Source organism: Mesorhizobium amorphae (assembly GCF_014843845.1).
GTDB lineage: Bacteria > Pseudomonadota > Alphaproteobacteria > Rhizobiales > Rhizobiaceae > Mesorhizobium > Mesorhizobium amorphae_A.
This window is the reverse complement of record NZ_JHQS01000131.1, coordinates 18700-43645: the sequence shown is the minus strand read 5'-3', so window position 1 is coordinate 43645 and position 24946 is coordinate 18700. Positions and strand designations below refer to the sequence as shown.

General features: G+C 64.9%; 26 protein-coding genes. 13 read left to right on the top strand and 13 right to left on the bottom strand.

Features of this window, described 5'->3' with window-relative positions:
* Positions 1 to 393, bottom strand: a complete 393-nt coding sequence (locus DH08_RS35195; RefSeq protein WP_246801237.1) for a hypothetical protein — start codon at positions 391 to 393, stop codon at positions 1 to 3.
* A 461-nt stretch (positions 394 to 854) separates the two neighbouring features.
* Here DH08_RS35195 and DH08_RS35190 point away from each other — a divergent pair, with 461 nt between their 5' ends.
* Positions 855 to 1313, top strand: a complete 459-nt coding sequence (locus DH08_RS35190; protein WP_192183782.1) for a tRNA (cytidine(34)-2'-O)-methyltransferase — start codon at positions 855 to 857, stop codon at positions 1311 to 1313.
* Between the two features lie 153 nt (positions 1314 to 1466).
* The gene (gene soxR, locus DH08_RS35185; protein WP_192183781.1) at positions 1467 to 1913 is read left to right on the top strand and encodes a redox-sensitive transcriptional activator SoxR; all 447 of its coding nucleotides are present in this window, start codon (positions 1467 to 1469) and stop codon (positions 1911 to 1913) included.
* Here soxR and DH08_RS35180 read toward each other — a convergent pair.
* On the bottom strand, positions 1910 to 2167 hold the full coding sequence (locus DH08_RS35180) for a hypothetical protein (protein WP_120014714.1): 258 nt from the start codon (positions 2165 to 2167) through the stop codon (positions 1910 to 1912). The two genes, soxR and DH08_RS35180, sit on opposite strands and share 4 nt — an antisense overlap.
* Before the next feature lie 106 nt (positions 2168 to 2273).
* On the opposite strand from DH08_RS35180, the gene hemF reads away from it, so the two are divergent.
* From hemF to DH08_RS35165, 3 genes are all read left to right on the top strand, one after another.
* On the top strand, positions 2274 to 3188 hold the full coding sequence (gene hemF / locus DH08_RS35175) for an oxygen-dependent coproporphyrinogen oxidase (RefSeq protein ID WP_192183780.1): 915 nt from the start codon (positions 2274 to 2276) through the stop codon (positions 3186 to 3188).
* 62 nt (positions 3189 to 3250) lie between these two features.
* A complete protein-coding gene (locus DH08_RS37260) occupies positions 3251 to 3694 on the top strand; it encodes a DUF1344 domain-containing protein (RefSeq protein ID WP_345892492.1) in 444 nt (147 codons plus the stop codon).
* Positions 3695 to 3963: 269 nt separating this feature from the next.
* A complete protein-coding gene (locus DH08_RS35165) occupies positions 3964 to 4149 on the top strand; it encodes a DUF1059 domain-containing protein (protein WP_006202582.1) in 186 nt (61 codons plus the stop codon).
* Between the two features lie 12 nt (positions 4150 to 4161).
* Here the strand turns inward: DH08_RS35165 and DH08_RS35160 are convergent, their stop codons facing one another.
* The 3 genes from DH08_RS35160 to DH08_RS35150 are packed head-to-tail and all read right to left on the bottom strand — an operon-like array spanning position 4162 to position 6691.
* Entirely contained in the window at positions 4162 to 5433 is a 1272-nt protein-coding gene (locus DH08_RS35160) for a tRNA nucleotidyltransferase/poly(A) polymerase-related protein (protein WP_192183779.1), read from the bottom strand.
* On the bottom strand, positions 5430 to 6062 hold the full coding sequence (locus DH08_RS35155; protein ID WP_192183778.1) for a CoA pyrophosphatase: 633 nt from the start codon (positions 6060 to 6062) through the stop codon (positions 5430 to 5432). The genes DH08_RS35160 and DH08_RS35155 overlap by 4 nt, the downstream gene beginning before the upstream one ends.
* Positions 6062 to 6691 carry a DUF1285 domain-containing protein gene (locus tag DH08_RS35150; protein ID WP_192183870.1) on the bottom strand — a complete coding sequence of 210 codons (630 nt, stop codon included), beginning with the start codon at positions 6689 to 6691 and terminating at the stop codon, positions 6062 to 6064. The genes DH08_RS35155 and DH08_RS35150 overlap by 1 nt, the downstream gene beginning before the upstream one ends.
* A gap of 147 nt (positions 6692 to 6838) precedes the next feature.
* On the opposite strand from DH08_RS35150, the gene DH08_RS35145 reads away from it, so the two are divergent.
* The 4 genes from DH08_RS35145 to DH08_RS35130 are packed head-to-tail and all read left to right on the top strand — an operon-like array spanning position 6839 to position 13664.
* Positions 6839 to 7843 carry an AAA family ATPase gene (locus DH08_RS35145; protein WP_192183777.1) on the top strand — a complete coding sequence of 335 codons (1005 nt, stop codon included), beginning with the start codon at positions 6839 to 6841 and terminating at the stop codon, positions 7841 to 7843.
* Complete coding sequence (locus DH08_RS35140; protein WP_192183776.1) at positions 7843 to 8757, top strand: DUF58 domain-containing protein; 915 nt, start codon at positions 7843 to 7845, stop codon at positions 8755 to 8757. The genes DH08_RS35145 and DH08_RS35140 overlap by 1 nt, the downstream gene beginning before the upstream one ends.
* A complete protein-coding gene (locus DH08_RS35135; RefSeq protein WP_192183775.1) occupies positions 8754 to 11573 on the top strand; it encodes a DUF4159 domain-containing protein in 2820 nt (939 codons plus the stop codon). The genes DH08_RS35140 and DH08_RS35135 overlap by 4 nt, the downstream gene beginning before the upstream one ends.
* Before the next feature lie 3 nt (positions 11574 to 11576).
* Positions 11577 to 13664, top strand: coding sequence for a hypothetical protein (locus DH08_RS35130; RefSeq protein ID WP_192183774.1), 2088 nt, complete (start codon positions 11577 to 11579; stop codon positions 13662 to 13664).
* A gap of 6 nt (positions 13665 to 13670) precedes the next feature.
* Here DH08_RS35130 and clpS read toward each other — a convergent pair whose 3' ends face one another.
* From clpS to DH08_RS35110, 4 genes are all read right to left on the bottom strand, one after another.
* On the bottom strand, positions 13671 to 13976 hold the full coding sequence (gene clpS / locus DH08_RS35125; RefSeq protein WP_120014723.1) for an ATP-dependent Clp protease adapter ClpS: 306 nt from the start codon (positions 13974 to 13976) through the stop codon (positions 13671 to 13673).
* A 130-nt stretch (positions 13977 to 14106) separates the two neighbouring features.
* On the bottom strand, positions 14107 to 14469 hold the full coding sequence (locus DH08_RS35120; protein ID WP_192183773.1) for a hypothetical protein: 363 nt from the start codon (positions 14467 to 14469) through the stop codon (positions 14107 to 14109).
* Between the two features lie 175 nt (positions 14470 to 14644).
* Positions 14645 to 14890 carry a hypothetical protein gene (locus tag DH08_RS35115; RefSeq protein WP_120014725.1) on the bottom strand — a complete coding sequence of 82 codons (246 nt, stop codon included), beginning with the start codon at positions 14888 to 14890 and terminating at the stop codon, positions 14645 to 14647.
* Between the two features lie 38 nt (positions 14891 to 14928).
* On the bottom strand, positions 14929 to 15231 hold the full coding sequence (locus DH08_RS35110) for a hypothetical protein (protein WP_192183772.1): 303 nt from the start codon (positions 15229 to 15231) through the stop codon (positions 14929 to 14931).
* A 237-nt stretch (positions 15232 to 15468) separates the two neighbouring features.
* Here DH08_RS35110 and DH08_RS35105 point away from each other — a divergent pair, with 237 nt between their 5' ends.
* The 3 genes from DH08_RS35105 (at position 15469) to DH08_RS35095 (ending at position 18118) form a co-directional block, all read left to right on the top strand.
* Positions 15469 to 16185 (top strand): response regulator, encoded by a 717-nt coding sequence (locus tag DH08_RS35105; RefSeq protein WP_040582875.1) that lies wholly within the window; start codon positions 15469 to 15471, stop codon positions 16183 to 16185.
* A complete protein-coding gene (locus tag DH08_RS35100) occupies positions 16182 to 17591 on the top strand; it encodes an ATP-binding protein (RefSeq protein WP_192183771.1) in 1410 nt (469 codons plus the stop codon). The genes DH08_RS35105 and DH08_RS35100 overlap by 4 nt, the downstream gene beginning before the upstream one ends.
* A 146-nt stretch (positions 17592 to 17737) precedes the next feature.
* Positions 17738 to 18118 (top strand): YciI family protein, encoded by a 381-nt coding sequence (locus DH08_RS35095; protein ID WP_192183770.1) that lies wholly within the window; start codon positions 17738 to 17740, stop codon positions 18116 to 18118.
* Here the strand turns inward: DH08_RS35095 and DH08_RS35090 are convergent.
* Genes DH08_RS35090 through DH08_RS35080 form a run of 3 tightly spaced genes read right to left on the bottom strand, consistent with a single transcriptional unit; the run spans position 18115 to position 21549 of the window.
* Positions 18115 to 18945, bottom strand: a complete 831-nt coding sequence (locus tag DH08_RS35090; protein ID WP_192183769.1) for an alpha/beta fold hydrolase — start codon at positions 18943 to 18945, stop codon at positions 18115 to 18117. The two genes, DH08_RS35095 and DH08_RS35090, sit on opposite strands and share 4 nt — an antisense overlap.
* Before the next feature lie 23 nt (positions 18946 to 18968).
* Positions 18969 to 20441 (bottom strand): pyridoxal phosphate-dependent decarboxylase family protein, encoded by a 1473-nt coding sequence (locus DH08_RS35085; RefSeq protein WP_192183768.1) that lies wholly within the window; start codon positions 20439 to 20441, stop codon positions 18969 to 18971.
* Positions 20442 to 20463: 22 nt separating this feature from the next.
* A complete protein-coding gene (locus DH08_RS35080; protein ID WP_192183767.1) occupies positions 20464 to 21549 on the bottom strand; it encodes a PLP-dependent cysteine synthase family protein in 1086 nt (361 codons plus the stop codon).
* Between the two features lie 210 nt (positions 21550 to 21759).
* On the opposite strand from DH08_RS35080, the gene DH08_RS35075 reads away from it, so the two are divergent.
* Complete coding sequence (locus tag DH08_RS35075) at positions 21760 to 23790, top strand: tetratricopeptide repeat protein (RefSeq protein ID WP_192183869.1); 2031 nt, start codon at positions 21760 to 21762, stop codon at positions 23788 to 23790.
* 94 nt (positions 23791 to 23884) lie between these two features.
* Here the strand turns inward: DH08_RS35075 and DH08_RS35070 are convergent, their stop codons facing one another.
* Positions 23885 to 24922 (bottom strand): MBL fold metallo-hydrolase, encoded by a 1038-nt coding sequence (locus DH08_RS35070; protein ID WP_192183766.1) that lies wholly within the window; start codon positions 24920 to 24922, stop codon positions 23885 to 23887.
* Positions 24923 to 24946: the final 24 nt, after the last annotated feature.

Below are 24946 nucleotides of genomic sequence, written 5' to 3'. Positions count from 1 at the left end.
TCACGCGGCATGAGAACGGACGAAATTCCCGGACTGCGTGGCGCCTGGGACCAGCGATACGGAATCATCTGCGTCGCTGGTCCCGCTTCGCGCAATATAGGGGCTCGCGTGCTTTTCGCCGACAGGCTCGCTTGACGATCCTGACGGCATGCCGCCAGCCCGGTCCTTCGCCCCCGGCTGGATCATCCTGATGATCCGGCGCACCAGCGACGGCCGGCTGGGGTCGGGAACCGCGCGCGAGAAGTCGACATCGGGCAGCATGCCGCGATGCGGACGCCGGCGCGTTTCGGCGTGGACCGCCGACGAATAGGTTTCGCCGATCAGCAGCGCCCAGGTCGCCATCTTGCGCTCGTGCAGGCTTCTTGAACCAGGTATTTTGTAGGGATCGAACATCGGTCCGTCCTCCATGTGCAAATACGATAAAAAGGGTGAAGCAAGCTCGACTGCCGGCATTCGGCCAAAGGCACGGAGGGCGTCGGCGCGCATTGCGTCGGTCAGGGCATGACGGCAAGCGTCGGCCCGGACACGTTCAGGTGGGGCGTCGAGCCCCTTTGGCAGTTTGAAAAACATCGCAAGATTCCTTCGAGAGCCGAAAACTGGGTTCGGCGGGAATCGGTGCGATCAGAGTCTAGAAAGTCAGGAGAATCGTCGTACCGAAACCGCCATCGGGCCTACATGGCCCCAGGAGAGGTGCTGGATGTGCATGGTCATCATGAATTCCCCCTCCATCGGTTCGGGTTGACAATGAGAGGCGTATACTCGACTTCGCAGAAAATGACCACCCGCCAGTCCAGCAATCTTCGAAACCGGGGAATCCCTGTGGCCGATCTGCCACTTATTAGCAAGACGCGGAAATGAACGATCGTCTCCGCATCGCGCTCTACCAGCCTGACATCGCCGGCAACACCGGAACAATCCTGCGCTTCGCCGCGTGCCTCGGTCTCGGCGTCGAAATCATCGAACCGGCCGGCTTCCCGCTCTCCGACAGGACGCTGAAACGGGCCGGCATGGACTATCTCGAAATAGCGGCGCTGACCCGGCATGTCGACTGGCACGCCTTCGAGCAATGGCGCAAAAGTGGCGCGCGGCGCCTGGTGCTGCTGTCGACCAAGGCCGCGACCGCCTACACCGACCTTGCCTTCGCCGATGGCGACGTCCTTCTGTTCGGCCGCGAATCCGCAGGCGTGCCGGATCCGGTCCACGAGGCCGCGGATGCGCGATTGGTGATCCCGATGCAGCCGGGCACGCGCAGCATCAACGTCGCGCTTTCCGTCGCCATGGTCGCGGGTGAGGCGATCCGGCAGTTGCGATAGAATCTGGAGTCCGGCGGCACCGCCGTCCCTGTCGCTGACCTCAGCTGCTTCCGTTATTTTCACCCAGGCGCACATCGCCTTCTCCTCATTTGCCTTGTTCGGATCTCTTCGCTACAAGCTCAACTTAACTTGAGGTCAAGCGGAAAGTGCGAGATGGCTCCGGTAACGGAATTGACGGTCGGCCAGGTGGCGATGCGCAGCGGTGTCGCGGTGTCGGCGCTGCATTTCTACGAGGCGCGTGGGCTGATCCGCAGCCACCGCACGTCGGGCAACCAGCGGCGCTACGGCCGCGACGTGCTGCGGCGGGTGGCGATCATCCGGGTCGCCCAGGAGGTCGGAATCTCGCTGGCCGAGATCGCGGCCGCCCTTCAGTCCCTGCCCGAGGGCCGCACGCCGACGCGCGAGGATTGGAATCTGCTTTCAACGGCCTGGCGCGATAGCCTCGATCAAAAGATCAGTCAGCTGAAGAAGCTGCGCGACGGCCTGACCGACTGCATCGGCTGCGGCTGCATGTCGATCGACAAATGCCCGCTCAGGAACAAGGGCGACCGTTTGGCGAAGCAAGGAACGGGGGCAAGAAGGCTGGTGGTCGAGAGCTAGTCAGCAGCCGGTAGCCGCCTGATCGTGAATTCGATGACATCCCCCGGCCGTTCGAACCAGCTTTCGATCTCGGTCCAATAGGCCTGTTTTGGGAAGCGCTCGAACCATTCCTTGGCCTTGAGGCGCGCATCGGAGCGCGGCAGGACGAAGGTCTCGCGCAGGAAACCGTCGCGCGGCATGCGCTCGCGCTCGGCGCGCGAACGATCGAGCCTTTTCTTCAACCCATCCAGCTTCGGTCTTGCCGGGGTGCGCACGAAACAACTCCTTGCACCTTAATGACACTTGACCCTTGCCCTTAAGAGATTAGGGATCGCGCCCGGAAAAGACGAGTCATTTGTCGGCTGCGACTGGAGACAGCATTTGGAACGACCTGAAATACCCGTGGGGCTGCCGGACGACATCGAACAGAAGAAGATGAAGGCCAGGCTTTGGTTCGAGACGCTGCGCGAGCGCATCTGCGCCGCCTTCGAGCAGATCGAACAGGATGTTCAGGGACCGCTCGCCTCATGGTCGCCCGGCCATTTCGAGAAGACGCCGTGGGAGCGCGACGAAGGCAAGGGCGGCGGCGGTACCATGTCGATGATGTATGGCCGCGTCTTCGAGAAGGTCGGCGTCCACACCTCGACCGTCTATGGCGAGTTCTCGCCCGAATTCCGCAAGCAGATGCCTGGCGCCGAGGAAGACCCGCGCTTCTGGGCAAGCGGCATCTCGCTCATCGCCCACCCGTGGAACCCCAACGTGCCGGCCGTCCACATGAACACCCGCATGGTCGTCACCTCGCGCCAGTGGTTCGGCGGCGGCGCCGACCTGACGCCGGTGCTCGACCGCCGCCGCGTCCAGGACGACCCCGATACTTTGGCCTTTCACCGCGCCATGCAGTTCGCCTGCGAGAAGAACGCCGGTGTCGCCGATCATGCGAAATTCAGGGCCTGGTGCGACGAATACTTCTTCCTGCCGCACCGCAACGAGCCGCGCGGTACCGGCGGAATCTTTTTCGACTGGTTGCATTCGGACGACGACAAAGGTGGCTGGGACGCCGATTTCAACTTCGTCCAGGATGTCGGGCGTTCTTTCCTCGTCGTCTACGGACATCTGGTTCGGGCCAATTTCAATGAGAACTGGACCGATGGCGACCGCGACGAACAGCTGATCCGGCGCGGCCGATACGTCGAATTCAACCTTCTTCACGATCGCGGCACCATCTTCGGCCTCAAGACGGGCGGCAATGTCGCCTCGATCCTGTCCAGCCTGCCGCCGGAGGTAAGATGGCCGTAAAAAATCGGTGAGCGGGGCGTGAGCCGCAATGACGTCCCATTCGCCGAATTCTGGCAGGGAATGTGGCACCACAGATTTCTTTTTCGTCTAATATCCATTTGAAAAAACTGGGTTATTTGTCGTCTCGGGTCGGGAAGCGCCGGCGGTTCGCCCGCGAAACCGCGACTCGACGCAACCGGACGGCCCAAGACGACGCGGATCATCTTCTCGACAAGGATGTCCGCTTTTCCCAGGAGTACTTTGCAATGCGCAAAATCATTGTGTCGGCCGCCGCGGCCGCCCTTCTCGCCTCCGGCTCGGTTGCCTTTGCAGCAGTCAAGCACACCACCGGGACGGTCAAGGCCTTTGACGCAACGGCCATGAGCCTGGTTCTCGAGGATGGATCATCTTTTACGCTTCCCAAGACCTTCAAGGATCCTGGCCTGAAGGCCGGCGAAAAGGTCCGCGTTTCCTGGGACATGAGCGGCAAGAACAAAGTTGCCGAGGCAGTCAAGATCGTGAAGTGATGGCCTGCTCGCCAGAACAAGACCAGCTTTTGTCTGGTCTTGCTCCGGGGTAGCGTAAGAGGGCGGAGCAGCGATGCTCCGCCTTTTTGTTCCTGGCCGGCAACCAAAACCAGGCATTTGTGTTATGGTTGCTCCCCCGAGCATGTCCTGAACCGAAGGTCGGCCCAGCAAGATCGGAACCGGTTTCGGAAGGATCATGCAACGATCAAAGTGCTGGAGCGCCCGTGTCTCAACTGCCGCCCGCTCCAGGGAGGAAAAAGGAGAATCCCATGAAGGAATTCCACTGCGGCTCGCTCGTCCCCGGTTGTGACTGGCATACGCGGGCCGACGAGGAGGCCGAGATCATGCGCCGCGCCGTTGAGCACATGCGCGAGACCCACGGCGAGACGGTGATCCGCGAGACGATGGTCGAAGCGATCCGCTCACGCATCGAGAAAGCCCGCGACGCGGCCTGATCTCAGCTGATCTCAGCTGGCTTTCAAGGCTTCCGCGGCGCGCTCGAGCAGCGCGCCGCGATCAAGCGCAAAACCGGACTCGATCCACTCCCTTTCCAGGTTTTTCAGGATGGCGCCGAGCTTCGGCCCTGGCGCAGCGCCTAGCTCGGTCAGATCGGCTCCCTTGACCGGGAAGTCGGGCCTTTGCCACTTCAGAGCGAAACCAAGCAGGCGCGAAAAGCCGCCGGCGTCGAGGAGCGCTGCATTGTCCTCGACAGCCCGCGCCCGCGCCGAGCCCAGCGCAAGCCGCAGCCGGTCGACAAAGCCCTGGCGATCGCCACGATAGAGCTTTTTCGCCAGATCACCTTCGGTAGCGTTGGGTTCGACAGCGGCCGTCAGCGCCCATTGGCGCAGGCGATCCGCCTCGCCGGTCGAGAATTTCAGCCTCTCGGCAAGCGTTTTCATCCGCGCCGCATCCGGTGGCAGCATCGCTTCCAGCCTGAGCAGCGGGTCCGACGTCCAACCCAGCTCCTTCTCGGTCCTGGTCAGTCCGTGGATGGCGTCGATGCCCCATTTCTCGCTCTCCGGCAGGACGCTGGTGAGAACGCCGGCCTGGCGCATCCAAAGAAGCGCCCGTGACGGATCGGGCGCCGACAGAAGCTTCTTCAACTCGGACCAGACGCGCTCGGCCGAAAGCTGGCCGAGCCCCTCCTTGAGCCGCGCGCAGGCCTTCAGCCCCTCGGCGTCGGGTCGGCCATCACCGTACCAGGCGAAGAACCGGAAGAAGCGCAGGATGCGCAAATAGTCCTCGCGGATGCGCGCCTCCGCATCGCCAATGAAACGCAGCCGGCGCGCTTCGATGTCGGCGATGCCGCCGACCAGGTCGACGACGGTGCCGTCGGCTTCGGCGTAAAGCGCGTTGATGGTGAAGTCGCGCCGCTCGGCATCAAGCTTCCAGTCGCGCCCGAACGACACCTTTGCCCGCCGCCCGTCGGTTTCGATGTCGGCGCGCAGCGTGGTGACCTCATAGGCCTTGCCGCCGGCGACAGCAGTGATGGTGCCGTGCTCGATGCCGGTCGGCACCGTCTTGAACCCCGCCGCTTCGGCGCGGCGCATGGTTTCCTCAGGCACGCAAGTGGTGGCGATGTCAATATCGGCGACGGGCTGGCCGATCAGCGCGTTGCGCACCGCACCACCGGCAATGCGCGCCGCTTCGCCGCCGTCCGAAAGCGCGGCGAGCAGTCGCTGCAGCTGCTTTTCGCCGAGCCAGTCGGCCCTGCCCGCAAGCGACACCGGAGCACTCACGCATAGAGCCTTTCATAAAGCGTGCGGATGATGCCGGCGGTGACGCCCCAGATACGCCGGTCGCCATAGGGCATGTCGTAGAAGAACCATTCGAGATCGTTCCACATGCGGCTGTCCCGCTTGTGATTGGCCGGGTCCATCAGGAAGCGCAGTGGCACCTCGAAGGCGGCATCGACCTCCTCGGAATTCAGCGTCAGCTGGAAACCCGGCCGCACGATGCCCAGGACCGGCGCTATGCGGTAGCCGCTGCCCGCGACATAGTCGGGCATGCGGCCGATGATCTCGATGCGATCCTCGCCAAGCCCGATCTCCTCGAAAGTCTCGCGCAGCGCCGCCGCCTCCGGGCTGGGATCGGTTGCATCGATTGTGCCGCCGGGGAAAGCCACCTGCCCTGAATGGCTACGCAGCTTCTCGGCCCGTTTTGTCAACAAGACCGTCGCATCGCCTTGATGATCGACCACCGGGATCAACACCGCGGCGTCGCGCAGTGGCTTGGCTTGCGTCAGGCGCGGATGGCCGGGATTGAAGCGATGATCGCCAAAATCGTCGCCGGCATGCGCATCCGGCTGCGCGGCGAAGCGCGCGCGAAAATCAGCGGTGGAAAACGGCGCCGGCATCACCTGGTCCATCACACGCTCAGCCGCTTCAATTTATCCGCCGGCATGATCGGATAGACCTCGCCTTTCGAGCGGACGGCAAACATCGTCCTGCCGCCGATGCCGATTTCCTCGCCATGTTCGACCAGCTCGTACATCACCGGCCGCGCCACCAGCGCTTCCAGCCGCCCGCGCACCAGAACGTAAGGTTTCAGGCCGCCGGTGGCGTCCTCGTCGACGAAGCGCAGCGGATTGCCGGGCCCGGCCTCGACCACGTCGCCGACATTGGTGCGGAAGGTGATGACCTGGTCGTCGCCGGCGCCGGAAACGTCCATCTCGACGGCCACGAAGGGCGCGTCGGCGACACGGATACCCACCCTTTCCGCCGGCGTCACCAGATAGGTCTTACCGTCTGCATCCTTGCGCAGAACCGTGGAAAAGAGCTGCACCAGCGGCATGCGCCCGATCGGCGTGCCCAAATAGAACCAGGTGCCGTCGGCCTTGATCTCCATGTCGAGATCGCCGCAGAAGTCAGGATTCCAGCGCTCCACCGGCGCCGGACCCTTGCCGGCGCGCGTCGCCCGCGAGATCAGCGCCTCCAGTCCGCGCGCTTCCCTGGCGGCCGTCAGACTCTCTTCAGCATGTTCGGAGCGTTCCGTCATGGTCACGAAATAGTCACTGTTGTTCCGCTTGTCAGCCTAAGTCTGTGATTTAAATTCAAACGCAGGCGCCATGCGAGGCCGAATCGCGGCATTCTGCGGCACAGACAAGTGCAAGCCGGTATTTCCAACACAAGGATCGATGCGGCCATGAGCGTGATGATCAAGGAAAGCCCGATCAGCGAAAAAGACATGATCGCCGAGGCGGAGAAGGCATTGGCCGACATCTCCAGGATCCGCGACGGCGTTGGCAGGGTCATCTTCGGCCAGGAAGCGGTCGTCGAACGAACACTGGTGGCGCTCCTGGCCGGCGGCCACGCGCTGCTGGTCGGGGTGCCAGGCCTCGCCAAGACCAAGCTGGTCGAGACGCTGGGCGTCGTGCTCGGTCTCGATTCCCGCCGCATCCAGTTCACACCCGACCTGATGCCGTCGGACATTCTCGGTTCCGAGGTGATGGAACAGGACGAATTCGGCAAGCGTTCGTTTCGCTTCATTTCGGGGCCGATATTCGCGCAATTGCTGATGGCCGATGAGATCAACCGCGCCTCGCCGCGCACCCAGTCGGCGCTGCTGCAGGCGATGCAGGAATACCACGTCACCATCGCCGGCGCCCGCCACGATCTGCCGGCGCCCTTCCACGTGCTGGCGACGCAGAACCCGCTGGAACAGGAAGGCACCTACCCGCTGCCCGAGGCGCAACTCGACCGCTTTCTGATGCAGGTCGACATCCTCTATCCGGAAATCGAGGCAGAACGCCGTATCCTGCTGGAAACCACCGGCGTCGAGGATGCCAAGGCCGCGAACGTGCTGCAGCCGGCGCGGCTGAAGGAGATTCAGACGCTGATCCGCCGCATGCCGGTGCCGGAAAGCGTCGTCGAGGCGATCCTCAAGCTGGTGCGCTCGGCCCGTCCGGGCCAGGGCCATGCCGAAACCGACAAGCTCGTCGCCTGGGGTCCGGGGCCGCGCGCCAGTCAGGCGCTGACACTGTGCGCCCGCGCTCGCGCGTTGTATGATGGACGGCTGGCACCGTCGGTCGACGACATCCGTGCGCTGGCCGAGCCGGTGCTGCAGCACCGCATGGCGCTGACCTTCGCCGCTCGCGCCGAAGGCACCTCGGTGCGCGACGTGGTGGCGAAACTGGCAAAAGGCATCTGATGGCGCGCATAGGCGAGGTCCAGGCACCGGTAGCGACGCGCGACGCGCTCGCCCGTGGCCGGTTGCGGGCCTCGCTGGTGCCGGACCTCCTGGTCGAGGCGCGCCGCATCGTCAACACCGTGATCGCCGGCTGGCATGGCCGCCGCAAGCGCGGCATCGGCGAGAATTTCTGGCAGTTCCGCCCCTATGTCGAGGGCGATTCCTCGCGCATCGACTGGCGCCGATCGGCCCGCGACGACCACACCTATGTACGCGACCGCGAATGGGAGGCCGCCCATACGGTATGGCTTTGGGCCGACCCCTCGCCGTCCATGCTCTACAAATCCGCCGGCGCCAGCGTTTCCAAGGAATCGCGCGCGCTGGTGCTGACGCTCGCCATGGCCGAGCTCCTGTCGCGCAGCGGCGAACGCATCGCCTGGCCGGGCCTCACCGATCCGCTCACCGCCCGCAACGGCGCCGAACGCATTGCGGCCCACCTCGCCCATGCCGCCGCGTTGCCGGCAACGCCCGACCTTTCCAGCATCCGCCGCTTCTGCGACATCGTCATCGTCAGCGATTTCCTCGATCCGGTCGAAGAAACCATGGCCTGGCTCGACGTGCTCGCCCGCCACGGCGTGCGCGCCCATCTGATCGAGGTCGCCGACCCGGCCGAAGAAACCTTCCCCTATGCCGGCCGCACCGAATTCACCGACCCCGAGACCGGCGACAAGCTGACCGCCGGCCGCGCCGAAATGCTGGGCGACGACTACCGCCTGCTTTACACCGCCCGCCGCCAGGAGTTGGCCGGCTGGTGCAAGCGGCTCGGCTGGAGCTTCACCGTGAATCACACCGATCGGCTGGCTTCCGAAGCGCTGGTGCGCATTCACATGGCGATGACCGCTGAAAGCAGTTATGCCGGAAAGATCAGCGCATGAGCTGGCTGCCGCTTTCCTTCGGTGTGCCAATGGTGTTGTGGGGCCTGCTGGCGCTGCCGGTGATCTGGTGGCTGTTGCGGCTCACCCCGCCCAAGCCGCAGACGGAAGTGTTTCCGCCGCTGAAGATACTGGCGCGCGTGCTGAAGCGCGAGGAGACCCCGCATCAGAGTCCCTGGTGGCTGACGCTGCTGAGGCTGCTGATGGCCGCCCTTGTCGTCACAGCCCTTGCCGAACCCGTCTTCAATCCGCGCGAGAAGCTACCTGCCGAGGGCTCGGCCCTTGCATTGGTCATCGACAATGACTGGGCAAGTGCGGCCGACTGGGGCAAGCGCGTCGCCACCGCGCAGCGGCTGATCGCCGACGCCAGTTCGAATGGCGTGCCTGTCGTCATCGCCTTCACCGCCGAAAAGCCCAACGCCGAGATCGGACCCTTCGATGCCGCCACCGCGCTCGACCGGCTGCGCGCGGCCAAGCCGCGGCCGATCCCGACCGACCGACCGGCCATCTATGCACGCGTCGCGGCGGCCCTGGAGCGCCTGCCGGGCGCCAGTGTCGCCGTGCTCGCCGACGGCCTGGCGGCACAAGGCGACGAAGCCGCCTTCAACACGCTGCTGTCGAAAAACGCGGCGCGCCTCGTCTGGGCAACGTCCGACAGGCTGTCGCTGACCGGCCTCACGGTCGCCGATAACCAGGTCGACGGCTTTGCGCTCACCGCCATCCGCGCACCGAACGATCCGGCGCCGGCTCAAGTCACCGCCGGTGCCTTCGACGACAAGGGCCGTCGCATCGCCGACGCGACGCTGACCTTCTCGCCGGGCGAATCCACCGCTACCGGGACGATGGCGGTGCCATTCGAGCTGCGCAACGACTTCGCCTCGATCGCGCTCGACGGCGAGCACCAGGCCGGCGCCGTGCGGGTGCTGGACGAAAGCTCCAAGCGCCGCCGTGTCGGGCTGTTGTCGCAGGCCGAGGCCGACCAGGCGCAGCCGCTTTTGTCGCCGCTCTACTATATCCGCCGCGCGCTGCAGCCTTTCGCCGATCTGGTCGAGCCATCGAGTGTCGACCTCGCCGACGCCATCCCGCAGCTTCTCGACCAGAAGCCGGCGATGATCGTCATGGCCGATGTCGGCACCATTCCGGAACAGGTGAAGCAGAGGCTGGTCGATTGGGTCGACAAGGGCGGCACACTGGTGCGCTTTGCCGGCTCGAGGCTGGCCGCCGCCGGCAATGATGACGATCTGCTGCCGGTCAGGCTGCGCACCGGCGAACGCTCGATGGGCGGCGCCTTGTCGTGGACGACGCCGCAGCCGGTCACCGAGTTCCCGAAGTCCGGTCCGTTTGCCGACCTCGCGCCGCCGGCCGAGGTCACCGTCACCAGGCAGGTATTGGCCGAGCCGACACCCGATATCGTCGAGCGTACCTGGGCGACGCTTGCCGACGGCACGCCGCTGGTGACCGGGCTGAAGAAGGGCAAGGGCACGCTCGTCCTGTTCCACGTCACGCCCGAGGCAACCTGGTCCAACCTGCCGATATCGGGCAGCTTCGTCGAGATGCTCAGGCGCATCGTGCAGCTGTCGCGCAACCAGGGTGCGGCGATCGCCAACGCCGAAGCCGCCGCCACTTCGCTGGCGCCCTACCGCATGATTGCCGCCGACGGCGATCTGGTACCGCCAACGCCGGATGCACGACCCCTGGTGCCCGGCGCCGGGCCGCTGCCGGTGACGTTCGAGAACCCGCCCGGCCTCTACGGCTCCGAAACCGGCGTCTTCGCCCATAATTTGCTCGAGGCCGACAGAACGTTCGCGCTGCTGGACCGGCCTCAAGTTTCGTTGCCGGTCACCACCGTCCAGTACGCTTTCGACGAATCGCGCAATCTGAAAGGCGCGCTGGTCGCCGCCGCCCTGGTGCTGATGGTGCTCGACACGCTAGCGGTGTTCTGGATGGGCGGGCTGCTGGCGCGCCGGCCGCGCCGCGCCGCCGCAACGACGGCGGCCGCCGTGCTGATCGCGCTGGGCGCACTCTTTGGCCATGCCGACCTCGCCCTCGCCGACGACGCGAAGCCGGGCGACGCCCAGGCGATCGAGGACATCGCGAAGACCCGCATCGCCTATGTGCTGACCGGCGAGCCAGGCGTCGATTCGATCAGCCGCGCCGGTCTCGAAGGCCTGACCCGCTTCCTGATCGAAAAGACCGCGCTCGAACCCGGAGCGCCGGCCGGCGTCGACATCGCGAAGGACGAACTGTCCTTCTACCCGCTGATCTACTGGCCGATCGACCCGGCAGCCCCGATGCCGAGCCAAGCGGCGATCGCGCGCGTCGATGCCTACATGCAACAGGGCGGTACGGTTCTGTTCGACACCCGCGACCAGTTCGCCAACGGCATCGGCGCCGATTCGACCAGCCCGGCGACGGAGCGGCTACGCGACATTCTCGGCGATCTCAACGTGCCGCCGCTGGAGCCGGTGCCGTCGGACCATGTGCTGACCAAGTCCTTCTTCATCCTGCCCGAGTTTCCCGGCCGCTTCGCCGGCAGTCCGCTCTGGGTCGAGGCCTCGCTCGACGCCAGCAACACCGAGAACCGCCCCGTGCGCGTCGGCGACGGCGTCTCGCCGATCCTGATCACCGCCAATGATTTTGCCGGGGCCTGGGCCGTCGACGAGAATGGCGACCCGCTCCTGCCGACCGTGCCGGCGGACCCGATGCAGCGCATCTATGCGCTGCGCGCCGGCGTCAACATCATGATGTACATGCTGACCGGTAACTACAAATCCGACCAGGTGCATGTGCCCGTCCTGCTCGAACGGCTGGGGCAGTAAGCCATGAACTGGTCGATCAACTTCGAACCGCTTCTGTCCTGGCCGCTGCTTGCCGCCGTGCTGGCGCCGCTGGTGTTGCTGGCGCTGGTCGGTCTGTGGTTTCGCCAGCGCGGCTCGGTCTTCCGCTTCGCCGCTTTGCTCGCGCTCGGCGCCGCTTTGCTCAACCCGGTCTTCCTCGATGAGGAACGCGAGGCCTTGAAAAGCGTCGTCGCCATCGTCGTCGACCGCAGTCAGAGCCAGGATATCGGCGAGCGCACCAAACAGACCGAAGAGGCGCTGGCCGGGCTTCAGCAACGCCTCGGCCGTTTCAAGCAGTTCGACGTGCGCGTCGTCGAGGCCGGCCGGTCCGAGGCGGCCGAGGAGCGCACCGACACCAGACTGTTCGGCGCGCTCGAAGGCGCATTCCGCGACGTGCCGCCCTCGCGCATCGGCGGCGCCATCATGATCACCGATGGCGAGGTGCATGACGCGCCGGCCGGCGAGCCCGACTTCCATGCGCCGCTGCACGCACTGATTACCGGCAACGAGCACGAGAAGGACCGCCGCATACGCTTCGAGAACGCGCCGCGCTTCGGCCTGGTCGGCAAGCCGCTCGATATGAGCTACCGCGTCATCGCCACCGACAATCAAACCGGCCCGGTCGATGTCCGCGTCTCGGTCAATGGCGAGCAGGTGTCGGTCGAGCACGCTACCATCGGCCAGGCGATGCCGCTGCAGGTGACGATCCCGACCGCCGGCCGCAACATCGTCGAGCTCGCCATCGACCCCGTGCCGGGCGAACTGACAGACGCCAACAACCGCGCCATCGCGCTGATCGACGGCATCCGCGAGAATTTGCGCGTGCTGCTCGTTTCCGGCGAGCCGCATGCCGGTGAACGCACCTGGCGCAACCTCTTGAAGTCGGACGCGTCGGTCGATCTCGTCCATTTCACCATTCTGCGTCCGCCGGAAAAGCAGGACGGCACGCCAATCAACGAATTGTCGCTGATTGCCTTTCCGACGCGCGAACTGTTCGTCGAGAGGATCAAGGATTTCGATCTCATCATCTTCGACCGCTACCAGCACCGCGACGTGCTGCCGATCCTCTATTACGACTACATCTCCGAATATGTCGAAAAGGGTGGCGCGCTGCTGATCGCCGCGGGGCCTGAATATGCCGGCGAAAGCTCGATCGCCCGCACGCCGCTGATGTCGGCGCTGCCGGCGATGCCGACCGGAGAGGTCGTCGACAAGGCCTTCTACCCGCGCCTCACCGAGCTCGGCCAGCGTCATCCGGTAACGCGCGGGCTGGACGGCTCGGCCACCGATCCGCCGCACTGGAGCCGCTGGTTCCGCACCATCGGCGTCGAGAACCCCGAGGGCGAAGTGGTGATGAAGGGCGCCGACAACCGGCCGCTGCTTCTGCTCGACCGCAAGGGCGAAGGCCGCGTCGGCATGCTTCTGTCCGACCAGGGCTGGCTCTGGGCACGTGGCTTCGAGGGAGGCGGCCCGCATGTCCAGCTCTATCGCCGCATCGCCCATTGGCTGATGAAGGAGCCCGAACTCGAAGAGGAGCGCCTGACCGCCGACGGGCGCGGCATGACGCTGGAAATACGCCGCCAGACGATGAGCGACGACCCTGGCCCGGCGCAGGTGATCACGCCGTCGGGCAAAGCGCTGATCGTCAGGCTCGAAAAATCCGAGCCCGGCATTTTCCTCGGCACCGTCCAGACCAGCGAGATCGGCCTCTACCAGGTCGGCAATGGCGATCTCACCGCACTTGCCCATGTCGGCCCGATCAACGCACCGGAGTTCACCGACGTCATCTCGACCGAGGACAGGCTGAAGGCGCCGGCGGAGGCGACAGGCGGCAGCGTGCGCCGGCTGGCGCCTTCGTCCACGCTTGACACCCTTGCCGGCGGCGTGGCGCTGCCTTCGATCGTCCCGGTCCGCTCCACCGGTGCGGCCTCCGGCAACGACTGGATTGGGCTCCGCACCACCGACGACAGCGTGCTGAAGGCCGTATCGCGCGTGCCGCTGTTCGGCGGCTTCCTCGGCCTCGGCCTGCTGCTTCTGGCGATGGGCTCAATGTGGTACCGCGAGGGGCGGTAACGCTCTTCACTCTTCCGGTTCAGTCGTGAACAGCAGCGGGTAGCCCTTGGCCTTGCCGGCGTCGGTCGCCCGCGTCGCCTTGGTCTCGGCGACGTCCCTGGTGAAGACGGCGACGACGCAGACGCCGCGCCGGTGCGCGGTGATCATCACCCGTTGCGCCTGGTCTTCGCTCAATTTGAACTCGCCCTTGAGCACGGTCACCACGAACTCGCGCGGGGTGAAATCGTCGTTGATGAGGATGACCTTGTAGAGCTTCGGCCGTTCGGTCTTCGGCTGCGTCTTGGTGCGCGGTGTGGTGGTGGTTTCAGGCATTGGAAACCCGGCAACTGCAAGCGAAAAATCGCCTTCACTTTGTCACGGGCGAAAGCGGTCGTCCATTTTCGATCGGGCAAACAGCAGCGCGATCTCTGACAAATCTATGTGGGTCACTGCCGCAGGCCGTTCAACGGCCATGCCGGCCGAACATGCGTCGCGGCGGGATCTGCCGCATCGTCCCGACAGATGGCGATTCTGGACGGGAACGCGTATCGGGTGCATCGACCCGGCGCTCCATCCAGGCCGCGACCGGCCAGGCGATGAAGCAGATCAGCACCGTGCCCGTCAGCACGATGAGCAGCCAGGTCTGCCCGGGCGTGATGTAGTCCCAGTCGGTGGATATTTTCGGCGCGAACAGTGACGGCTCGGTCCGTCCGCTGGCGGGGTCCGGCACCGGGCTGGCCGAGAGCAGGATCAACACCTTGGCCACTCCGCTGACCACCAGGCCGCCGATGACCATTGAGCGCAAAATGGACGAAAGCCGCTTCATGCGGATTGTCCTACAGGGCCGGCATTGCGATCGGGTTAAAGGATCGCCGGCCGTTGAACCAGTTTTGGCGTGCCGGGATCGGACGTCACCGGTATTCCGGCTCGATCCAGGCCGCTCCAGCCGAATTCCGGCTGGAGCGGCCTTGTCAGGAGAGCTGGCTGTTGCCAGGCCTGGATCAGGACTTCTTGGCTGCCTTCGGCGCCTTCTTGACCGGGCACTTGTGCGTCTTGGTCACTTTGCAGGCCTTGACGGTCTTCTTGGCAGTGACCTTCTTCGGAGCAGCCTTGGCAGGCGCAGCCGCCGGCGCGGTGGTCGAAGCAGCGGGAGCAGCGGTCGTGGTCGCAGCTGCGTTGCCGAGAGCCGGCATCGAGAAGGCGAGAGCAACAGCGAGACCGAGGGCGGAGAGGAGGGACTTGTTCATGGCTTCATTTCCTTTTTATGCGGGTCGGGGTTTGAGCGTCACTGAACCGGGTCGTTCGGTGTCACTCCAAGCAGCTTCAAAGCGTTTGCGAGCATCCGGATTCCCTGTGCCTGCTTCTTGTTGGCGCAGAACCGGGTTCCCTTTCTTTGCAGTGCTTTCGCCGCGGTGACCTGCGTTGCCGCGGCATGGGTTTCGAGGGCTTCGTCAACCTGACGGTTGAGGTCGCTGCAGCGCTCGGCCCGGGTGATCGGCGCCACCTTTGCATCGGAGGCTCCGACCGCGGCCGTGACGAGCGAAATGCCGAGCAACGCACCCATCAAGCTGATCGTGAACCTATGCATTGGTCTTGTCCGTTACTCCGGAGACTTGCGTCGCAGCCGATGACCTGACCGCCACGACACCGTTATGCCCTTGAATTTTTTCGTGAGTTTTTCCGGACTATAGAAATTTGTTTCTGGATTGTTTCTGCCGCATCTGGCTTGGGCTGTGCTATCGCCACTGGCCAACATATGGCCCGAATTCTATCGTGTGGGAGATGATCGAATGACCGCTTGGCCACCAGAAATGACAGGGTTCCCGTGAAATCCGACGCACACATACTGATCGTCGACGACGACAAGGGCATACGCGACCTGCTTCAGGAGTTCTTGCAGAAGCGGGGCCTGCACACGACCGTTGCCGCCGACGGCGTCGAGATGGAGGCCATCCTGCGCCGCATGCAGGTCGATCTCATCGTTCTCGACGTGATGCTGCCCGGAAAGAGCGGGCTGGAGCTTTGCCGCGAACTGCGCGCCAACCACACGACGCCGATCATCATGCTGACGGCCGTCACCGAGACGACCGACCGCGTCGTCGGCCTCGAGATGGGCGCCGACGACTATGTGCCGAAACCCTTCGATCCGCATGAGCTCCTGGCCCGCATCCGCGCCGTGCTGAGGCGCAACGGCGCCGCCGAGCCGCGCCGTCCGACAACCAAGCAGATCTACCACTTCGCCGGCTGGACGATGGATTGCTCGCGCCGCCGCCTGACGGCGCCCGGCGATGTCAGGGTCGAGCTGACGATGGCGGAGTTCAACCTCCTGCAGACCTTCGTCAAAAGCGCGCAACGCGTGCTCACCCGCGACCAGCTCATCGAGCTCTCGGGCGGCGATACCGGCTACAGTTTCGACCGCAGCGTCGACATCCTGGTCAGCCGGCTGCGGCGCAAGATGGAAGACGATCCCAAGACGCCGAAACTGATCCTGACCGTGCGCAGCGGCGGCTATCAGTTCCTGCCCGAAACGACCTCCGAATGAGACGCTTCCTGCCGCAGACCCTGCCTGTCTGGGTACTGCTCATCGTCATTGCCGGCCTGCTGATCAGCCAGATCGCGACACTCTACATCGTCGCACGTGACCGCGACGCCGCCAACGACGTGGTCGATCTCTACCGCCTCAACGACCGCGCCTTCTCGCTGGTGCAACTGATGCACGATGCGACGCCCGAAGAACGTAAGGCGACCGCGTCGGGACTGTTCAACGCCACCTACGCGCTGACCGTTTCGGACACGCCCGCCGTGACCTCCTCGATCGCCGGCGACGACGAACTCGCCGAACTGGAGGACATCCTCGTCGGGCGCCTGACCAAATTCGGCATCACCGACGCGCGCGTGCGGCGCGATCCGGCAACGCGCGAGTCGGATGCTCCCGGCGGCGCGATCATGAACAAGGATGTCGGCCAGGTGGAGCGCGACCTTCTGGTGCTGGCGGCGGATTTCGCCCAGAGCGACAAGCTGACAGCTTCGCTGCGCTTCGCCGACGGGCAGTGGCTGAATTTCACCGAGCCGATCACGCCGGTAGGCCCGATATTGAGCTTCGACAGCCTGCCGCTCTATGCCCTGATCGCCGGGCTGGTGGTGGTGATGTCGATCTGGTCGCTGCGCCGGCTGACCGCGCCCTACCGGATGATGGAAACCGCCGTGACGCGCATCGGCCACGATTTGAAGAGCCCGCCGATCGCCGAGTCGGGCAGCCGCGAGATCCGCGCTGCGGCCAAGGCGGTCAACGCCATGCAGCTCAGGCTGCGCGACTATGTCGAGGATCGCGAGCACCTGGCGGCAGCCCTTGCACATGATCTGCGCACGCCGTTGACCCGAATGCGGCTGCGCCTCGAACTGCTGCGCAAATCGCCGGCCCGCGCGGCACTGGCGCATGACCTCGCCGACATCGAGAGCATTGCCAGCTCGGTCATCGACTTCGCCAAGTTCGAGGTGACTGAGGAGAAGGCCGAGCGCATCGATTTCTGGTCGCTGGTGGAGGCGGTCGCCGACGGCTTCGAGGAGGTTTCGTTCGACCACGACGGCACGCGGCCGCGCGGCCTGATCTGCGTCGCGCGGCCGGTGGCGCTGAAGCGCTGCGTCACCAACCTCGTCCAGAATGCCGTGACCTACGGCAAGAAAGCGCATCTCAGCCTTGTGCGGTCGCAGGACACAATCACGCTCACCATCCGCGACGAGGGACCCGGCATCCCGCAGGCACAGCTCGACACGGTGTTCGGCTCCTTCGTTCGCATCGAGCAATCGCGCAACCGCCAGACCGGCGGCCTCGGTCTTGGCCTGACCATTGCCCGCAACATCGCGCGTGCCGCCGGCGGCGAGATCAGCCTCTCCAACCATCCCGGCGGCGGCCTGCTGACGGAGCTGCGCCTGCCGCTGGCAGCATGAGTCAGTAGGAGGCGGCCTGATCGGCACCGGGGCTGGATCAGTCCCGCGATCCTTGTGATATTGCCGCCCGATCCGGCACCACAGCGCTGCGCGCCCTCTTGGACACGCAAAGGACGCTGTAGAACTTGATTTGAGGAGACCGTCCCATGTTCTACGCCATCCTTGCCTATCACGTCGAACAGACCGTCCAGTCCTGGACGCCTGAGGAGGATGCGGCGCTGATGGAAGACTTGCTCGAGATCAACGCCAGGCTGACCCGCGAGGGAAAACTCGGGCCGGCGGCAAGGTTGGGTGCAACCGCGGCGGCCGTCACGTTGCGCGGCCCAGGCGACGGAATGGTGATCGACGGTCCCTTTGCCGAAACCAAGGAGCAGTTGCTGGGCCTCTATGTCCTCGACTGCGCCAGCCAGGACGAGGCGATTGCAACAGCGCGCGACCTCAGGCGCGTCAATCCCACTGCCGTCTACGAGATCCGCCCGATCATGCTTTATCTCCCCGGCGCGCCGCTTCCCGCAGGTCAGGATTAGGCCACCATCGCGGCTTCCGGCAGTTCCGCGTCTGCAATCGTCAGGAACCGTGTCAGCAGCGCGGCACATTTTTGCGCATGGGTTGCAATGAGGGAGTGGCCGGCGTCCTCGACAATCGTGCTGTGCACATGCGGCAAGGCGTGTTGCAGCATGTCGGTCATTTCCACCATGGCCGGATTGGCCAACCCGCCTCTGACGAGAAGAACCGGGATATCGAGGGCGCTGTAGTCGCGGAGAGAAGCCTCGAAACTGAAAACCGTCAGCCAGTCGATCACGTTTGTCGCGGCAGTCTGCCGGCAATGGGTCCGCACGATTTCGGGAAGCGCTGCAAAGGTGCCTTGACCGCCCCAGAAGTCGATGATGATGCCGGCCGCGTCGGCGTCGCCGGCCGCGACCGCCGCGCTGAACTCCCGACTAAGCCTCAGAACGTCCTGATAGAGGCCTTGCCTCGGCTCGCTGTTGAGGAGCGCGATGGGATTTGCCTCGAAGAGCGACAGGCTCGCCACGTCGATGGTGTTTGCCAAGGCCGCGGCAAGGGCGACGGTCCCGCCGAAGGAATGCCCGACCAGATGCACGGGTCCTCCGGCACGACGTGCCGCCTGCTCGATGATCCGCAGCTGGTGCCGCATGCCGAAATCATTGCGCGAGCGGGTCTCCGCGGTCGCGCCATATCCGCAAAGGCTGGTGCCGATCATCCGGTAGTCAGGCGACAGCCATTTCTGCATCGGCCGCCAGGCCGCATATGTGCTGAAGGATCCCGGAATGAACAGCACGGTCGGTCCCGAGCCTTCTTCCGCATAGTCTATCGCATAGTCCATGGACGACATGCGTCCCTCCTGTGCTACGCCGCTCACGCGGCAAGTTCTGTGCCGAGACGCAAGATTTCCGCGATCAGAAGGTCGAGATCCTCGTACCGGGTTCGGTGATTGGCGATCGCCACCCGCAGGCAATGCTGGTCGTGCACGGTGGTGTCCGAAAGGGCCGCGATGCCTTCCTCCTGGAGTCGCAGCATGATCTCGGTGTTGAACGCCTTCAGGCGCTCGCCGGACAGCCCGTTGGCGCGGTGGCGAAAGCAGACGATGTTGATGCTCACCGGCGCCATCAGCTCCAGCGCCGGCTCGGCCTCGATCAGCCTGGCCAGATACCTGGTTTGAGCGATGTTCTGGTCGATCAGGCGGCCGAATTTTTCAATGCCGTGCTCTCTCAGCGCCATCCATACCTTGAGGGCGCGAAAGCCGCGCGACGTCTGCAGTCCGTACTCGTGCAGCCATTGCCCCTTAGCGAGGCCGCGCGGTTTCGATTCCAGAAATTCTGGCATGACGGCAAAGGCGCCACGATGCGCCTCGGCATCGCGGACCAGCGCGCAGCCCGCCTCGAACGGGGCGTGCAGCCATTTGTGCGGATCGAGAGCGAGGGAGTGGGCTTGTTCGACGCCGGCAACGAGACTTGCATTCTCCGGCGCAATCGCGATCAGCGCGCCGATGCAGCCGTCGACGTGGAACCAGAGATCCTCTTCCGCCGCCAGCCTTGCAAGCGCCTGCAAATCGTCGATCGCGCCGGTGTTGACGGTGCCGGCATTGCCGATGACGCAGACCGGCTTGAAGCCCGCCTTTCGATCTTCCGCGATCGCCGCTCGCAAGGCCGCGATGTCGATGCGCATTGCGGCATCGCTCGGTATGCGGCGAAGCGCCCGGTTGCCGAGGCCAAGCACCTCCATCGCCTTGCGGTGGCAGAAGTGGGTCTGGTCAGAGCCATAGAAACGCAAGGGCTGCGCGATGGCGCCGACGCCGTGCTCGCGCACGTCGATACCCGCCGTGGTATTGCGTGCCACGGTGAGCCCGATGATGTTGGCCATCGAGCCGCCGCTGACCAGCGTGCCGCTGGCCGAGGCGGGAAAGCCCACCATCTCTTTGCACCAGTCGATCACCTGGCTGTCCATCAGGCCGGCGGCATGGTTGCCGCCGCCCAGATTGGAACCCTGGATCGCCGCCAGGAAATCGCCGAGCGCGCCGGTGAAGTTGCTGGAGCCCATATACCAGGACCAGAAGCGCGGATGGATGTTGCCCATCGGATAGGCCATCACGTTGCGGGCGACATCGCCATAAATCTCGGCGATCGGCGCCGGCGAGCGCGGCAGCGGCGAGGTGAAGAAGGCCTTCACCTCGGCCGGCATCTCCCGCCACACCGGGCGGTCGCGAACGTCGCGCAGATGGCCGACGGCATCGTCGACGATCCGGTGCGACAGGGCCTGCATATCGGCCCAGTCCAGAGGATCGAGCGTTTCCTCCGCTGTCGCGCTCGAGGTTTGCGGCATCGCGTCCATTGGTGTCCCCCGCGATCCGCTGTCAGGCGTCGAACTGACAGCTGGGCGTCGAACGCGAAAGCGTGATCTCTTCCCCATCCATCTCCGCCTCGATGCCGTCGAACAGCGGCGTCGTCATGTAGCGTTCGCCGGTGTCAGGCAGCATGCACAGGATCACCGAGCCGGCCGGCGATGTCCCGGCGATCTGGCGTGCCACGGCGAAGGTGGAGCCGCCGGAGATGCCAGTGAATATCCCCTCCTGTTGCGCCAGCGCCTTGGCCCATTTGATGCCCTCGGGTCCGGCAATCGGCATCACCTCGTCATAGTAGCGCTTGTCGATCGCTTCCTGCAGCACATTGGGAATGAAATCCGGGGTCCAGCCCTGGATCGGATGCGGCTCGAAGGCTGGGTGGCTGGCTGCCGGGGCGCCGTTTTTGCCGCGCTCCTGCGGCTTGCCGCTGCCGACAAGCTGCGCGTTGGCCGGCTCGGTGAGCACGATGCGGGTTTCCGGCCGCTCGCGGCGCAGCACGCGCGCCACGCCGGCGACGGTGCCGCCGGTGCCATAGCCGGTGACGAAGCAGTCGAGCCTCGAGCCGGCGAAATCATTGACGATCTCGCGCGCCGTGGTCGCTTCGTGGATGGCCGCATTGGCCTCGGTCTCGAACTGACGGGCCAGGAACCAGCCATTGGCTTCGGCGAGTTCCACTGCCTTCTTGTACATGCCGAAACCCTTCTGGGCGCGCGGCGTCAGCACCACCTTGGCGCCCAGCATGCGCATCAGCTTGCGGCGCTCGACGGAAAAGCTGTCGGCCATCGTCACCACCAGCGGATAGCCCTTCTGCGCGCAGACCATGGCAAGCCCGATGCCGGTATTGCCGCTGGTCGCCTCGACGACGGTCTGCCCAGGCCGCAGCGCACCGCTGCGTTCGGCCGCCTCGATGATGTTGAGCGCCAGCCGGTCCTTGACCGAGGCCGCCGGGTTAAAGAACTCAGCCTTGACATAGATCGTCGCGTGCGCGGGGCCGAGATTGTTGATCCGGATCACCGGCGTATCGCCGACCGTGTCGAGAATGCTGTCGAACAGGCGGCCGCGGCCGGCCGTGGTCCTGATCTTTGACTGATGCAACATGTCTGGCTCTCCTCAAGCTGTCGTCACGAGCCGGTTACAGGCCGGCGGTTTGGGCGGCGCGGTTTCGAGACCTTGCCGCGTTACGGTTCCCGACTTGCCGTCAATATGGCAATGGCGGTGTCCGGCGCCTGGAATTCGCTGCCGGATGCGCCTTGTCAGGTTCGGTGGTAAAACAGCAACCGGTTGGCCAGCGTGGTAGCAAGCGTGGTATTGCCCGTGGAATCCGCTCAAAAGATCCAAAGTGGCGAGGTTGCCGGCCTTTCCGTGCGCCTGCTCGGGCCGCTGACTGTTCTTCGCAGCGGGATTCCCGTGGCATTGCCGGCATCGCGCAAGCTGCGTGCGTTGCTGGCCTATCTCACGCTCACGCCGCATGCCGTCGGGCGCAGTCGCCTGTGCGAGCTTCTGTGGGATGTGCCGAACGACCCGCGAGGCGAGCTTCGCTGGTGCCTCAGCAAGCTGCGCGGCGTTCTCGACGACCCTGATGTCAGCAGGATCGAAACGCAGGGCGACACGGTCGGGCTGCGCCTGGACGGCGTCTCGGTCGATGCCGTCGAGATCGCCGCTGCCGCGGCGGCGGGAATAGGAACACTTGGCCCGGAGCGACTGAAAGCGCTGTCCGACCTGTTCGCCGGCGATTTCCTCGATGGGCTGGAGCTGGACCGCTGTCCGCATTTCGACAGCTGGCTGGTTGCGCAACGCCGCCGGTTCACCTCCTGCCACATCGCTATCCTGGAACATCTGGTCAACACCCTGCCGGCTGGCTCCGACGCCTCTCCCTATCTGGACAAATGGCTGGAGCTCGCGCCCTTCGACGTGCGCGCGCATGTGGCCCTGCTGGAGACCCTGGCCAGGCGGGGCCAGATCGGCCAGTGCGAGGAACACCTTGTTGTCGCCGCCCAGCTGTTTCAATCGGAAGAGCTGGAATTCGCACCCGTGCGCGAGGCATGGCGGGCGATCAAGGACCGGCAGTCGGGTGCGGCGCCAGGCGCGCAGCCGGCGATTGCCTTCGCGCCCCAGGTTCCGATTGCGCTTGCCGAACCGGATGCCGCCGCATCGCGCCGGGCCTCGCTTGCGGTCATGCCGTTTGTCGAGCACACCGGCAACGACGGCGTTCGCGGCGGGCTGGCCGATGGCATGACCCACGACATCATCACCCGCCTCGCCAAGCTCAGGGATTTCTTCGTCATTGCACGTGGGTCGATGTTCGCGCTGGCCGAGAAAAACATCGCCCCGGAGGATGCAGGGCGCCGGCTGAATGTCGATTACGTGGCCACCGGAACCGTCCGCAGCCTGGCGGGACGCGTCATCGTCTCGGTCGAACTCATCGAGGTGCGCACGGCAAGGATCGTCTGGGCCGAGACCTTCGAGCGCAAGCCGGACGACATCTTCATCGTGTTGGACGATATCGGCAACAGCATCGTCTCCTCGATCGCAGCCGAGATCGCCACGGTCGAGCGCAACCGCGCCATGCTGAAGGCCCCCAACTCGCTCAATGCCTGGGAGGCCTATCACCGCGGCCTCTGGCACATGTACCGCTTCACCCGCACGGAGAACGAACTGGCCCAGCAGTTCTTCGGCATGGCCTTGAAGCAGGATCCCACCTTCGCCCGCGCCTACGCCGGCCTCTCCTTCACCCATTGGCAGAACGCCTTCCAGCGCTGGGGTGATCGCGACCAGGAAACCGCGCTTGCCTTCGAAAGCGCCGGCCAGAGCCTGCTGGTCGACGACCACAACCCCGCCGCCCACTGGGCCATGGGCCGCGCGCTGTGGCTGCGCGGCGAACAGGACGGGTCCTTGCTCGAGCTGGAAAGAGCCGTCGACCTCAGCCCGAACTTTGCGCTCGGCCATTATGCGCTGTCCTTCGTGCAATCCCAGTCGGGCGACCCGAAATCCGCGATCGGCTCATCCGACCATTCGCGCCATCTCAGCCCCTTCGACCCGCTGCTGTTCGGCATGATGGGGTCGCGGGCCATGGCGCTGGCCCGGCTCGGCCAGTTCGACGAGGCGGCCGAATGGGCCCTGAAAGCGGCCGCACGGCCCAACGCCCACACCATCATCCTGTCGATCGCCGCGCATTGCCTGGCGCTGGCGGGCCGCCAGGATGAGGCACGAAACTTCGCCGCCGCCATCCGCAAGACGCTGCCGGACTACCGCGCCGACGATTTCATCGCCACCTTCCGCTTCGATTCCGAAGGAGAGGCCCTGTTCCGGAATGGCGCCAGGCTCATCGGACTGAATTGAATCTCCAGGCTGATGAACAACCGGCCGCGCTCTAAGTATTTGTTTTGACGCAATTCCGGACGGAAAACCACCACGCACTTTTCCTGGAATTGCTTTAATGGACGAGCGGTCCGTCCGCCTTCTTCCAGGCGGCGATGCCGCCGTGGATGTGGCGGGCGCTGACAATCCCGGCGTCTTGGGCGGCCTGAACCGCCATCGCCGAGCGTTCGCCGAAGGCGCAATAGAACAAAAGCCGCTTGCCGGTCGACCTGGCGAGCTCGTGCAGCATGCCGCCGGCGGCGATGTTTTCCTGGAGCCGGGGATAGGGCAGATGGATGGCGCCAGGGATGACGCCATGCCGTTCGCGCTCCGCATTCTCGCGCAGATCGATCAGCGCGACGTCGGGCCTGCCGACCAGCGCCAGCGCGACCTCGGCGGTGACCGACCAGCCCCGCCCGGCAATATCGTCCTGATGCAGTCCGACCTTCATGTTGGCCGGCACGGCGACGTCCATCATCTTCGGATTGGAGAGCTTCAGATTGTTCATGATCTCGACATACTCATCCATCGACTTCACCTGCAGACGCGGGTTGAACGCCTTTTCCTCGCCGATGGTCGAGACGGTCTCACCCTTGTAGTCATGCGCCGGATAGATCAGCGTTTCGTCGGGCAGCTTGAGCAGGCGGCCGAAGATCGATTCATATTGCTGGCGCGGGTCACCGTTCTGGAAGTCGGTGCGGCCGGTGCCGCGGATGAGCAGCGTGTCGCCGGTGAACACCCGATCCGGCAGGATGAAGCTGTAGGAATCGTCGGTATGGCCGGGTGTATAGATGACGTCGAGCGCCAGCCCTTCTATGGCGAGCTTGTCGCCATCGGCAAGCCGCATCGACACCACGTCGGCCTTGGTCTGCTCGCCCATCACGGTCACGCAATGCGTTTTGTCGCGCAGCGCGCCGAGGCCGGTGATGTGGTCGGCATGCAGATGCGTGTCCACCGCCTTGACCAGCCTGAGGTCGAGTTCGCTCACGAGCTGGAGATAGCGGTCGACCTTCTCCAGCACGGGATCGATGATCAGCGCCTCGCCGCCCTTGCGGCTGGCGAGCAGGTAGGAATAGGTGCCCGAAACGGAATCGAAGAGCTGTCGGAAGATCATCCCTTGCACCCTACCCGTCCGCGG